The organism is Priestia abyssalis (genome assembly GCF_002019595.1).
GTDB classification, from domain to species: Bacteria; Bacillota; Bacilli; order Bacillales; family Bacillaceae_H; genus Bacillus_BA; species Bacillus_BA abyssalis.
The window spans coordinates 487,750-500,934 of the sequence record NZ_KV917369.1; the positions used below are offsets into that span (position 1 = coordinate 487,750).

Annotated in this window: 11 protein-coding genes, 2 pseudogenes and 1 riboswitch; of the genes and pseudogenes, 4 read left to right on the forward strand and 9 right to left on the reverse strand. The window is 37.2% G+C overall.

Annotation, left to right across the window (positions count from 1 at the left end):
* The first annotated feature begins 271 nt into the window (after positions 1-271).
* The gene (locus tag BK575_RS02440) at positions 272-637 is read left to right on the forward strand and encodes a pepsin/retropepsin-like aspartic protease family protein (RefSeq protein WP_078408741.1); all 366 of its coding nucleotides are present in this window, start codon (positions 272-274) and stop codon (positions 635-637) included.
* Positions 638-807: 170 nt separating this feature from the next.
* Here the strand turns inward: BK575_RS02440 and BK575_RS02445 are convergent, their stop codons facing one another.
* From BK575_RS02445 to BK575_RS02465, 5 genes and pseudogenes are all read right to left on the reverse strand, one after another.
* A complete protein-coding gene (locus BK575_RS02445) occupies positions 808-1,929 on the reverse strand; it encodes an S-layer homology domain-containing protein (RefSeq protein ID WP_078408742.1) in 1,122 nt (373 codons plus the stop codon).
* 141 nt (positions 1,930-2,070) lie between these two features.
* On the reverse strand, positions 2,071-2,250 hold the full coding sequence (locus BK575_RS02450; RefSeq protein WP_078408743.1) for a sporulation protein Cse60: 180 nt from the start codon (positions 2,248-2,250) through the stop codon (positions 2,071-2,073).
* A gap of 385 nt (positions 2,251-2,635) precedes the next feature.
* Complete coding sequence (locus BK575_RS02455; RefSeq protein WP_078408744.1) at positions 2,636-3,745, reverse strand: metallophosphoesterase; 1,110 nt, start codon at positions 3,743-3,745, stop codon at positions 2,636-2,638.
* Between the two features lie 222 nt (positions 3,746-3,967).
* Positions 3,968-4,153, reverse strand: a pseudogene (locus tag BK575_RS02460) (HU family DNA-binding protein); the annotation flags it as partial.
* 181 nt (positions 4,154-4,334) lie between these two features.
* On the reverse strand, positions 4,335-4,775 hold the full coding sequence (locus tag BK575_RS02465; RefSeq protein WP_078408746.1) for an aspartyl-phosphate phosphatase Spo0E family protein: 441 nt from the start codon (positions 4,773-4,775) through the stop codon (positions 4,335-4,337).
* Between the two features lie 288 nt (positions 4,776-5,063).
* On the opposite strand from BK575_RS02465, the pseudogene BK575_RS27915 reads away from it, so the two are divergent.
* Positions 5,064-5,138: pseudogene (locus BK575_RS27915) on the forward strand (DUF4822 domain-containing protein); the annotation flags it as partial.
* A gap of 67 nt (positions 5,139-5,205) precedes the next feature.
* Here BK575_RS27915 and BK575_RS02470 read toward each other — a convergent pair.
* From BK575_RS02470 to BK575_RS02480, 3 genes are all read right to left on the reverse strand, one after another.
* Positions 5,206-5,646, reverse strand: coding sequence for a cell wall hydrolase (locus BK575_RS02470; protein WP_078408747.1), 441 nt, complete (start codon positions 5,644-5,646; stop codon positions 5,206-5,208).
* Positions 5,647-5,754: 108 nt separating this feature from the next.
* Positions 5,755-6,738, reverse strand: coding sequence for a GMP reductase (gene guaC / locus BK575_RS02475; protein WP_078408748.1), 984 nt, complete (start codon positions 6,736-6,738; stop codon positions 5,755-5,757).
* A gap of 84 nt (positions 6,739-6,822) precedes the next feature.
* Positions 6,823-6,922, reverse strand: a riboswitch (purine riboswitch).
* Between the two features lie 320 nt (positions 6,923-7,242).
* Positions 7,243-7,869, reverse strand: coding sequence for an S-layer homology domain-containing protein (locus BK575_RS02480; protein WP_078408749.1), 627 nt, complete (start codon positions 7,867-7,869; stop codon positions 7,243-7,245).
* 260 nt (positions 7,870-8,129) lie between these two features.
* Here BK575_RS02480 and BK575_RS02485 point away from each other — a divergent pair, with 260 nt between their 5' ends.
* A complete protein-coding gene (locus BK575_RS02485) occupies positions 8,130-9,029 on the forward strand; it encodes a hypothetical protein (protein ID WP_078408750.1) in 900 nt (299 codons plus the stop codon).
* A gap of 403 nt (positions 9,030-9,432) precedes the next feature.
* Here the strand turns inward: BK575_RS02485 and BK575_RS02490 are convergent, their stop codons facing one another.
* Entirely contained in the window at positions 9,433-9,771 is a 339-nt protein-coding gene (locus BK575_RS02490; RefSeq protein ID WP_078408751.1) for a hypothetical protein, read from the reverse strand.
* A 480-nt stretch (positions 9,772-10,251) separates the two neighbouring features.
* Between BK575_RS02490 and BK575_RS02495 the strand changes: the two genes are divergently transcribed.
* The gene (locus BK575_RS02495) at positions 10,252-13,026 is read left to right on the forward strand and encodes a dynamin family protein (protein ID WP_078408752.1); all 2,775 of its coding nucleotides are present in this window, start codon (positions 10,252-10,254) and stop codon (positions 13,024-13,026) included.
* Positions 13,027-13,185 lie beyond the last annotated feature (159 nt).

The window sequence follows — 13,185 nt, forward strand, 5'->3', positions numbered from 1 at the left end:
GTTAGTAAAGAATATGAAGAGGTATGGTCGACTAGCTTGGAGTGATAAATGGTACAATAAAATAAAAGAAAGAAAATGTGGTGGTCTAATATGAAATGGGAAGAATTTAGGGAAGCTTTTCCCAATCGATGAGTACTTATTGAAGCCATTGAGGCATACACGAACGATGAAAGTGAGCGTATTCTAAAAAAAATTACTCCTATTGACACATATAGTGAACCATCGCAAGCCATGAAAGATTATCAAGACTTGCATAAAGAAAATCCGGCCCGTGAATTGTACGTATTGCACACAAACCGTGAACAGCCAAACATCATCGAAAAAACATGGTCAGGAGTACGCCGAATATGATTCCATTGAAAATAGAGGATGGTTTACTCTTATCTCCATTGGTATACTGCCGGAAGAACATGACACGATTTATCGTGTTCGAGATGTAGGAGATTCCGAATTTGTCTACTCTAAAATCCTCGACGAGTTAAGCATTGGCTCGTTAAAAGTAAGAGAATTTGAAACAGAAATTGGTGCGATGAACTATGGGTTTGAATTAGATGGTATCATAGGTCTTGACTTTTTACTTAAAACCAAAGCTATTATTGATTTAGATAATCCATCACTTTATACAAAGAACTCCTAAATCTTTCTTTCAGAAAACGAAAAAGAGCATCCGTCCTAAAAAAGAGGAGGATGCTTTTTCAGTAGAAAAGAAACATTGTATCGTTCTACAATGTGAGAGTAATAGAAAAAGCGATTTTCTATAAGTAACAAATTATGCGGAAACTTAAACAGCTAGCTTTTTTTAAACTCTTAGTTAATCGCAGTTGCTACTTCTTCTTCCCAATCCTGTCCAAGGTTCTCTTCATCAAAAACGATGTTATAAATTTTCCATTTACCATCGTCGTTTTTCTTTAAGTAGGCTGTTCCTGACAAGTCTATTGTCATGTTAAAAGACATGTTTGGAGCTGTCATGGATACTTCATAGCGTAAGTTGTCAACGCGGACTTGAGCTAAACGCTTATTCACGGAAACGACACTGCTTGAATGTTCACCTACTGGTTCCATCGTGAATGTGACATCCAATTCTTCAAACTCGTTTACCATATCTAAACCATCAAGTGAATAAGCTAGATGGTAACCCATTGTCGTTTCACGATAAAGGGCTTTTAAAGCCTCAAGGTCTTGTTGTTCGGTGAATTTCATCTCATCCTTGATGTTACGATCAACGATTTGAATGATCTCAAGTTTATCTTCATCCGTTCCGGGCTCTTGATGCAAGGCGCGGTCGATCATCACGACGGCTTGAGCACGGGTTGCATTATTGCGCGGTTTGAAGACGTCTCCGTATCCCTTGATGATGCCGACAGCAGATGTTTTTACAACCGCTTCATAGGCAAAATTACCCTCTGGTACATCTTGGAATGCTTTTCCTGTTGCTGAAAAATCAACTGTCGGCTGGAACGCACGGTAAATCATGACCGCCATTTGATCACGGGTAATTTTGTCATTCGGTTGGAAGTAGCCGTCCGTTTTCCCGGTGACGATGCCACGGCTGCTGGCAATGTTGACATACTCGTAATACCAATCTGACGGTTTGACGTCAGGAAACGACTTTACTGTGTCGCCTACTGATAAATTCATCGCGTTGACTAGCATTTTCGTGAATTGGGCACGAGTGATGGTGTTTTCCGGTTTGATGGAAACGTATGTATATTCATATTCTTCTCCATCTTCCTCGTATGTCTCTGTTTCTGCATATCCATCAATGATATCCGCGTATAAGAAGCGCTCCAATTCTTCATACGCCCAGTGTTCATAATCCACATCATCCATATAATACAGATCGATGGATTTTTCTGCCGCTAATGCTGGTGAAGCAGAAAAAAGCCCAAATGAAACAAGTAAAGCTAAAAAAATACGTAGTGCTTTCAATGGTTTAACCCCTCTCTTCTATAAATCTCTTACTATCAGTAAGATTTTACAGGAATGCTATAAACAATAATATAGTGAAAAATATGGAAATGTGTATTTTTTAACTTTAGTAATAGACCATATAAAAAGAGTATTAAGTTATTATTTATAGATTACTAAGAAGCAATCCCTTATAACACACTCATCAATAATAATAACAGATGAAAATTTAATATCTATAATCTGTACATCTTTGATTAGCTCTAGCCAATGATTTAATTCATGTTGACTCCTAAATACTTTTACCTGAACTGCTGAGGCAATATTATTAAATAAGCTCATATAAATTCTCCTTATATCAAGCCAATTAATTAAAAATCAATCATATTATAACATATATGTGTAAAATACATATATCTATTAATTGTTATATATTATATAGTTTGCATAACATTGATTAGAAGCAATCAAAAAAGCCATGAGATTAATAGAATCTGATGGCTTTCCACGGTAATATTTTTTTGTTTGATCTTCAACTAACACCCCAGTTGAAGAAGATTATTTATATTGTTTTAGGTCTTTTTGTCTTTTAACTAGATCATTGTGGGCATAATGCCATTCAAATATACGATGTAAAAAAGTGGACGAATCCTTCCCTATTAAGCACCGTAAGATATGAAGACACTCGTAATAAGTGAGGATAGGTCAAAGAAATAAGGTTCTCTGCTTAAGAAAAAGTTATATCAATTTGAACAATCTCAGAACGGCTTCCAATACGAAGGGGTGGGCCCCAAAACCCAAATCCTGAAGATACAATTGCATGAAGCTTGTTTTTCTGAAGATAGCCCCAATCTAATTCAAATAATCGACGGGTGAGGAGATGGTTCGGAACCATTTGTCCTCGATGGGTATGGCCAGATAAAATTAAATCGACTCCATGCTTCTCAGCTTCTTTTAATTCCGTTGGCTGGTGGTCCATAACAATAATCGGTAGGTTTAAGTCAACGGATGTCAATAAAGCTTCTAAGGGATGTCGATTTCTTTGTGATTTATCGTGGCGTCCTACAAGATAAAAAGAATTGTCGACCCTCAATGATTCGTCACGTAATATTCTTACACCAATCCGCTCCATTTCCTTAATTAATTCGGGGACAGATCCTCCGTAATAATCATGATTACCAAGTACACCATAAACACCTAATGGAGCACTTAATTGTTTCATGATATCTCCCATTTTCTTACGGATAAACGGTGCTGGATCATCGTCAACCAGATCGCCGGGAAATAGGATAATGTCGGGGGTTAACTCATTGATTTTCTGGACCATGCGCCGAAGATGAGACAAGCCAGATAAGTTTCCGAAATGCATATCCGAGGCCATCGCAATTCGCAAGTTAGAGAGATGGTTCGCATTCTTTGGAATCACGATTGAGTAGGTTCGTACGGTAGGGCTATAAGCGTTAAAAGTGCCGAAAGCAATAAATAAGACAAACAAGACCAAAGTAGAAAAACCAACCCAGGTAATGGCAGTAGATGTAGAAACACCGCTTGCGAGCATAATTAAAGCAATAATATCAGCTAGGGGTAGAATAACTATAGAAAACTGCAGAACCCCAAACCAATAGGAGCCTAACCATCTAAAAAGGCCGAATAATGTTAGGGAACGACCAATCATATAAGAATACGATAAAAGTGCAACTGATAAAGCATATAACCAAAAACCCTCGTATCCAAACTCGAAATGAAGCCAAACCCATCCATTCCACCCGATGAACATTGTAAGGGCCGAATAAATGAAAAGAAAAATAAGGAATCGAATCGTTGAACGATTTGTCATCTATTTGCTCCTTCCTATGATCATGCTAATTACATGTCGAGTCATTTGTAGCAAGCAAAATTAACTTACATCACTATTCAAGAAATTTCAATTATAAAGTCTTAATTTAGCGGTGGTAGAATTTAGGGGAATTTAAAGGTGTTCCAACGTGACAATTAATAACTTCGAAATAAAAAGTGCTAAGGAAACAGAGAGGCTTCCTTAGCACTTTTTGTTGCTTACTTATTTGACAGCTTCTTTTAGTTCTTTACCTGGTTTAAAAGCAGGAGCTTTAGTAGCAGGGGTTTGCATTTCCTCGCCTGTTTGTGGGTTACGGCCTGTTCGGGCTGCACGTTCACGCACTTCAAACGTTTCAAATCGGACCAACTGGATTTTTTCTTCCTTAGCGAGTGTATTAGAGATGGTTTCAAACAACGCATCCACAGCTTTTACAGCATACTTATATTTACCCTTTTTATAAAGCTATCAAACATAATTTTTTATTTTTTTGACGTATTATTTTCCTCAGTCTACATCTACCATTAATCAAGAGTTTGGAATAATAAACGCAAATAAGGGTATCAAGGATATAGTAAAAATCTTTCATAGATTACTTTTCATCATTAAAGTTACGATAAACCTGAAGACCATCAAAACCTACAGCCGTTCCAGTACTCATTAGAGCTAAAGTAGTCCGAGTTCCAAGGGTTGCTAAGCCTAAATTAGTAATCAATTGAGCAAAAAAGAAACGAATATGACTTCTTGCAAGTGCAACAGCTTTTTCCTCATATTTGAAATCACTAAATTTATCATAACCATATGAATATTTGATTTTAAGTAAACCGGCTTTATTATCTAAAAACATGTTAGTTGGACCAAAATGAGATTTCATATGCAAATTTATAAGTTCGTCAAGCTCTTGACTACACTTGATTGTTTTTTCATCTAAAAGCCCATAATTTCTACCTAGATCAATCAATTCTTTTCTTTTTTTTACAATACACTGTGGTAAGTCTTCTGTTTGATCTACTACCTTGACTACCGTTGACATTGTACCTTCTCTCCTTATAACAATTTTTCATTCTCTAGTCCGTATGGTAAGACAATAATAGAGATAGAGATAAAGATATTATGAGCAAGATGAAGCAAAATGAATACCCTTTCTACAAAAGATGTCAAAATATTTCAAAAAAAATAATGTTGCATTATAAAAAACGTTAGCTTTTTTGCTAACGTTAGTGTAGTAAAAAAACATCAGGTCCAATTATCGAATGTTTTTTTGAAACACATAATAAGCATTGTATTAGTTTGATAAATGAACTGGAGTTAGTATAGTAGCACAAATTGGCATGGTACGAAAGTTTATGATAAAGACCATCATGACTTAACAAAAGAGAACGCAAACTTTATTGGATTTGAACCGTTATCCATTAGATGTTAAAAAAAGGACTTCCTTTAAATAGGAAGTCCTTTTTGGAGTTTTACCATCTATAAGCGCCTTCGCATGTATTAGCCTTTGGTTCATAATAACAATGTTGTTTATATTGTCCTGCAATTGGTTGATCGTACCATGTAGGTGGACATGGAGCATACGGATTAAAATACCAAAGAGCATACTTGGAAGGATGTTCTCTCCAATAGTCTAAGGTTTGTTTGGCTAATCTTTTTTCTACACTTCTTGCTCGGTTATAAAAAACATTACCTTTTTGTACTGCTTCAAAAGAATAATTTCCACCTTGCACTTGAAAAATCACTTGTGGTACTGATCTTAAATCTTTAAAATCTAAACAATTAGCTTTTAGTCGATTTACAATTACATTACCAACCATAAGCATCCCTAGTCGCCCTTCACCCTCCGCTTCTGCCCTCATCATCCTTGCCATTAAAGCAATGTCATTGTCGGTATATTTTACTCTTGCCACTTTTCATCACCTCTAAAAGAATTGTATTAAGAAAAGTCTACAAAGATGTTAACGGCGGTTCAGTTTTGTTTTGGAGGTTCAACGGAATGATAACCAGAGCAGAAATAATTAATATACTTTATCGCCATTAAAAATAGAGTTTTTAACAATAACATAATCTACGTGACGAATGGAGTCTAAAGTGGTTCCGCCAGCATATGAAATAGAAGATTGAAGATCTTGTTCCATTTCAGTTAACGTATCCTGTAAGGAACCTTTATGCTCAACGTACATTTTCTTACCTTCTACGTTCTTCTTTTCACCTTTTTGATATTCAGAAGCAGAGCCAAAATATTCTTTAAAAAACTTTCCATCTTTTTCGATGGTTTCTCCTGGTGATTCTTCATGCCCGGCAAAAAGGGAGCCAATCATGACCATCGATGCACCGAAACGGATTGATTTGGCTATATCACCGTGTGTTCGTATTCCACCATCGGCAATAATCGGTTTACTTGCTGCCTTTGCACACCAACGAAGTGCTGCCAACTGCCAGCCTCCAGTCCCGAATCCTGTTTTAATTTTTGTGATACATACTTTACCAGGACCAATCCCAACTTTTGTTGCATCAGCACCGGCATTCTCAAGTTCTCGCACAGCTTGAGGAGTACCAACATTACCAGCAATGACAAAGCTCTCGGGTAGGTATTTTTTTATATGCTGAATCATATTAATGACAGCATTTGAATGACCATGTGCAATGTCGATCGTTATGAATTCAGGGCTAAGCTCTGCCTTTGCAAGATCTTCAATGAATTGATATTCTTCTTCTTTCACTCCAACACTAATTGAAGCGTAGAAACCTTTTGCCTGCATATCCTCTACAAATGACCGCCGTCTTTCTGGTTCGAAGCGATGCATAATATAAAAATAATTATGTTCAGCAAGATAAAGGGCTATCTTTTCATCAATGATTGTTTGCATATTGGCTGGCACAACAGGAAGTCTAAATTGACGACCTCCTAGTGTCACAGTGGTATCACACTCAGAACGGCTGTTAACCACACATTTAGCAGGAATTAACTGAATATCTTCATAATCAAATACATTTTCCATGATATACACTCCTAAAAGGATAATTTTAATAGTAATGTTCGTCAAAACCTTAAAGTAACAAAAAAATCCTAACTATAAATGGGCAGAGTAATTCCACCCATTCGTAGTTAGGATTTTTAGGCTCCTAGTAGAAACTCTTAGACCATATTTCTAAGAATATACGAATGATGTTAAATAACTTATTTAAACACAAATTTGATTATAAACGAACTTTTATTATATGTAAACGTTTATTGTTCGGATTTTTATCGAAAAATAAAAGGGATTTGAACATTTTTATCGAAAAAAATGTTTTTTATAAAAAGGGGAAGGGAATTAAATCAATCGGTACCTCTCCTGTCTTCGATAATTATAAATTCGGTTTGTTAAGGAACTGTAAATATTTATTAAATGCATTGTCGAGTAAAGTAAATAAACGTTTGTTTAACAAGAAAAAGACGAAGCATATGTGCCTCGTCCTCAGCAAAATAAAACCGACATAGCGGCAATTCAAATAGATTACTATTACATTGGTTTGTCGGAGAGTGCATGCTGCTGTGGTCGATATAGAAATGCAGCGAATTGGCCGCGTGTTACTGTTTCAGTTGGGCGGAAGTTTCCATCAGCAACTACAGTAATGCCGTTTTCAGCTAAGAGTTGGATATATTCGCGTTGGCTCTCATGAGCTTTGTCTAAGTCGTCGATTTCAACTGTAGAGCCTTCGACACGTTTGAAATCGAAGTGCTTAACGAGGATTTTCGCCAGTTGTTGACGAGTTAATTTTGCGTAAGGCATTAATTTCCCGTTAGCACCTGTCATAACGCCAGCCGAGTTTACTTCGTAAGCAGCTTTTGTTAATTCTTCGTCAGTTACAGGAACATCAGAGAATACTGGCTCCATTTTACCTTCGCCATCCATTAAGCGAGAGAATACTAATACTGCTTGACGACGAGTTACTTCACCGTAGATGTCAAATTTCCCATCTTGACCGATAAAAGTGCCAACGGCTGCTAAAGCGTTGATTGCTTCTGCGAATTGGTGGTCTGCAGGAACATCAGAGAAAGTTGGTGTTGCTGCAGTAGTCGACGTTGAATTTAGAACACTTGATAAAAATGTAGTTGCTAGAATAGCAGTTAAGCATTTTTTGAACATCTGTAATCCTCCCCGTTTTGAATACAATCATTATATCATTTGGTCGGAGGGATTTACTTATCAAAACAATCCCCGTTTACGTTCAAGACGTTCGATTGATCGCTCTAAACGCTCTAGCTGCCCCTGCATTAGATTTAATTTCTGGTTCAGCAGGTAGGGCGGGAGCTTCCGTTTATTTTACGTACTTTTAATATATTTACATTAACCAAAATCTGTAATACTATTCAAATGTTGTAATTTTAGAAAAGGGGATAGATTCCATGTTTAGTAAGATGTTTAAACTGATGTTTGTTTTATTTTTATCATGTGTCTTTATATTTTCAAGTTCCTTAAATACTTTAGCTGTATCCAAACAAATGTGGGGCGCTGTTGAATATAAAGATGGAATGATAGGGAAAGTTACTGTTCTTCGGGATACTCCAAAATATCAGAAAGACAGTAAAGGGAAACTCAATATTATTAGTACCTTGAAAAAAGGACAAGAATTAGGGGTTTACGGGATTACCAGGTCCCATTACGGACTGGGTGGAGACACTTACGTACAAAAAGCTGCAACTAGTTATACTGTTTTGGCAACAGAAACGTTAAAACAAATTAAGAATCCAGCTAATAGAGTCATTATAGGTGGCCTAAAGCCGAATACTAAGAAAAAATACACATATCGTACGAATGGTACTAAGGAGTCCGAGAGAGTATGGAAATACGATGGTGTTGATTATCAGTATGGATGGGACCGATGGAGTTTGGTGACAGACCCGTATACTCGGACTTACTATTCGGAAAATGGAAAGTACATGGCTCAATCACATTATAGATCGAACCTAGAACATATACCCACCCCTGGCAGTGCGTCTATGTTTATTCAGTTACCTCTTAAAATTAATCAAACCTGGGGCGCGTTCTATCAGGATCCGGAAATGCCAGACACCTCGTATAAGGTTACTTCTGTAACCAAGACTATAAAAACTCCTGCAGGCACGTTTAACAACGTAATAGAGATTAAAAAAGAATTTTCCGGTTACTGGGAAGGATACACAGAGAGTTATATTTATGTAGCAGAAGGTGTAGGGGTTATCCGTATCTCAAGTAAATATGAGCCGCGTTCTGATTATGGTGCCTCACCTCGTTCTTCTCAATACGAATTGTATAAATTGCAGTGAAAAGAAGACGCCCGTAATGAGGTGCGTCTTCTTTTCGTTGGGAATTTCGATCATGAAACTATACTATCGCCTACACCTATATGTTAACGTTAAGCGAGAGATTTTACTACAATATTGGCAGAACTGCTGACATTGTTTTAATAGCGAAGTACGAAAAAAAAGTGTCCTCCTGACAAGAAGGCGCTCACTGTTAAAGTGAGCGCCTTCCTGAGTCGAAAAGTAGATGGAGTTGGATTTTCAACCTTGCAACAAGAACCTATCTATAGATTATCTAGATTTAAGTAGATGTACAACTTTTTTGTCAGATTTTCTAACACACTTAATTCCACTGAAACACAGCAGTCAGTTATATCGGTTCTGCACGGATTCCTCCACTCTGTGTTGTACGGAACGAACTGATTTCCTACATTGAGTCATTAATCCCTTTCACTGTCGTACGTAAAATAGTCAGCACGTCCTTGACGATGTTTTTATGTACGTCATTATCTTCTAGGGAATTATAATATTCTCTCAGCTGCTCTTTAGGTGTGGCATCATGTTCAAAACCATTGAACGTCGCTTCTTGAAGCAATTCATAATTTTCTTCTTTTGCTTTGACGAAATTAACAATGGTTGTGTATGGTTTGTTTTTTTTCACCGCTTTTCCTATCGCCGGATAGTTTTTTGACCATCCCTTACCATACTCTTCCATGAGCTGTTCCAGTGCTTTTGCTACATCCGCAGGCAATTTGATTTTGTCCATTCTTATTCCCCCTCGAAGTTCATTTCATACATTTTATGACATGAAGTTCGTCCATTATTCGCTCAGAAATTGAAGTGAGGACCATGCCGGATTTTCTAAATCGATTCTATAGATTAAAGGAAATATTCAAGTTTGCACACTTAAAAAACTATCTTTTCTGAAAGCCAAATGTTATAATAAGATCCAAGTGGATATGCATAGGTGAAGACGCCTAAACAGTTGAACGCAGAAGCAGTTCAAGCTGTTTAGGCGTTTTTTATTTTAATGCAACCCCCAAAAGGATTCCATTTCAAAAGAATAATATGGGTATGGGGTAATTTTGCATGTTTTTAGAACGTGCTGCAGAGAGACACCCAAAAAAATGAAAAGAAAATGAAATTTTTTGCAGAAATATTTCTGTTAGAATGATACGAAGAAAGATTACAACATACTGATATTTTAGGATCAATCCAATCTTTATAGAGATGACGGAGGATTTGTATGACTTTAGAAAATCAATTAATCAAAAAAACGTTTTATGAATCATTTATACAGGAAAATGAAACGAACCATCCCATTCAAATATTGGGAGAAGCTTATTTAGCGGAACAAAAGAAAGAGCTTTATGATTTGAGTTATATTCGTTTCGCGCAAGGAGAAGTTTATTATCATCATAAAGATTACGAAGCGGCGATTTTTAAATGGGAGAATATTAATGGCGAGCTAGAATCATGGGCCCGAAAGAATATGGCGGATTCTTATTGTGAAATGGGCTTGCTGTCGGTTGCCGAAGAAATTTATACAAGCATAAACACAGAAAGTGAAACCCTTGCCGCTGAGGTGGCTTTACAATTATTTTCACTTTATCTTGAACAGGATAAAACGGATCTTGCCTATGAAGTAATCAAACGAGCTGTGTCCTTCCATCCCGATTATCGGAATGTGACAACCTTGGCCCGCGCCTTTTATGAAGAACAAGAAGATTGGAATAGTGCAGTTGAACTTGCCGTTAATGAATCGATCCGAACTGAATCGCTCAACTGGTTTGATGTTCTCAATACATATATTGATCAGGGATACACGAAAAATTTCACACCAGACTATTTTAATCAATTGCTATTTACGTTTTATAAGGTTGATGAATCCTATTTTGAAAGAGTCATTTCCTCGCTTTGGCATACCTATAAACATCAAGAACTGTATCTTTCATGGATAAAGATGGTTAATGGCATTTTACTAAATGTGGAATTGGAAACGCGCCATGTTTGGCCGGAAATTTCCGCTCTTTATGAGAAAACTTATTGTGAATTAATGGAGGGGCAACATTTACTTGAAGAACTGCACGGTGTAATTCCCGCTCTTTTAACTAATTGGTTAAGAGCAACGGATTCATCTCAAGCATTATTTGTCTCTGCTGCAGTATTTGCGTGGAGTGAAATCTTTCCAGCTACACTGGATGCATCAGTAGTAAAAGAGGCTGAAAACCTTATTTTCAACACTAATAGTAACATTCAGGGACTAGAGTATGGTCTTGATCTTTGTGACTCCATTATGAAATGGGCTCAGGCTCATGACCTGGAAGTAGGGAACCGATTCAGGTGGTGGGCTCATTATCTTGCCGATATGAATGGAAAGAATATTTTAATAGCTGGGTCACGGGGAAGCGGAAAATCTTCCTTTATAAACTCCATCCTTGGAGAAAATATTGTAGGGGCCTCAGCATCTGCTGTTGTGATACGCCATGATGACCATGAGCAAATCCATGAAATATCAGACACCGAAATAAGAGTAGTGCAGGATTTTGCGGAGTTAGTCGATATAGCCGCAACCAGTCGTCGATCAAAAGTAAAAGAAGCGTTTGCCGAATTAAAGCTCCCATGCAGATTTTTAAATGAAAATAAGTGTTCGTTTATTGATACTCCTGGATTCAGTAAAGAAAGCATTCAACGAACTGAAGCATTCAAGCAATTACCTTTAGCGGACGGTTTATTATTCGTGCTTGATGCAAACGAACCGTTTACTGATAAGGAGCGTGACGCTTTATTTCAACTGCAAGAGCATGTGCCGGACACCCCAATCCATTTTCTATTGAATAAAATGGATGTAGTGCATAATGATGTAGATGCGATGAGACTTGTAGATGATATAAAGACCAGAATAAATGCGTATTTCCCGAATGCCAATATTCTACCTTATTCCTCTATATATGCTATCCGTCAGCAGCTGAACGATCTTGGGCAGTTCATGCAATCGAGTTTTAAGCTCAGCGGTATAAACTTAGAGAAAGAGCGTACGGCCAAGCTTCTATTTTTCATAAGAGAAACATTAACAAAGCTTTTGAAAAAGAGAGTAGAAGTGGAAAATGGATTAGTAGAGTCGATTAAACGGAATGAAGATATGCTAGTGAGGTTAAATGGTTTTATTAATAACCTTAGAGATTTAGAAGCGGAAAAAACGCGGGTGATTACGAAGTCTTATCATACAATCAAAGAAGAGATGAAAAAGGAGCTGACAGAGAATATTCCGAAGCTGCTGCACAATTGTTCGAATCTTGTTAATGAGGACAGCGACGTGAGAAATCTTCATCTTGAATTAAATAAAAAAATGAATGAAAGACTTCAACAGTATTTACAAGAAGAGATCGTTCCTAAATTCTGCAGTTCCATTCAAGGGTGGCTCCAGCAATCCAATGAGGAACTCACTCAAGCTCAAACCTATTTGGAAGAAATGAGCGAAACGTTTAATGGAATCTATGAAGAAAAGAAAATGATATTGGAATGCGATTTGAAAGTGTTGGACGATTGGCTTAGAGATGCTAACCGAATGACAAGCAGAATCGAAATCGAAGAAGAGAATATTCTGCTTCGATTCAAGCCGGCACAGTTTTTATTGAAAAGTGCCGGGAAGCTCTTGGGGGCTCTTCCTCAAAATAAACAGTTGCTTCATAACCAATATAAAAAATATTTAGAGAACGAAAGCTATGAAGACGTCACAACGTCGGTCATCAATAAGTTTTTCTTGCAATTCGATTTGTTTGAAAAGGCATTAACGGTCGATATCAATCTGTTCTTTAAAAATCCGTTTATGGTTTTAAATGAGATGGTATCGGCAGCTCGCCAGGAAATTGAAGAGAGTGAAGAAATGTTAAGCGAAATGAAAGCCAATCCTGAAACTTATTACGATCCGTTAACCATCTTTGAACTGAGACTGCGTCAATATGAATTGATGGTAAAGGCGAGTGAAGAAGTGGAACCTATCCATTCTATGGAGAGATAGGGATCTTAAATCAGTTTTCTACTGAGGGATAAAAGGGTTTGACCTGTAAGGATCAAATAAATTAAACAGAAAGGACCCGGCACGGATTCCATGACGGACCCTTTCAGAGGCTGACTCTAAGGCTGTGCTTGTTGAGTCAGTCTCTTTTTATGTGCTTCC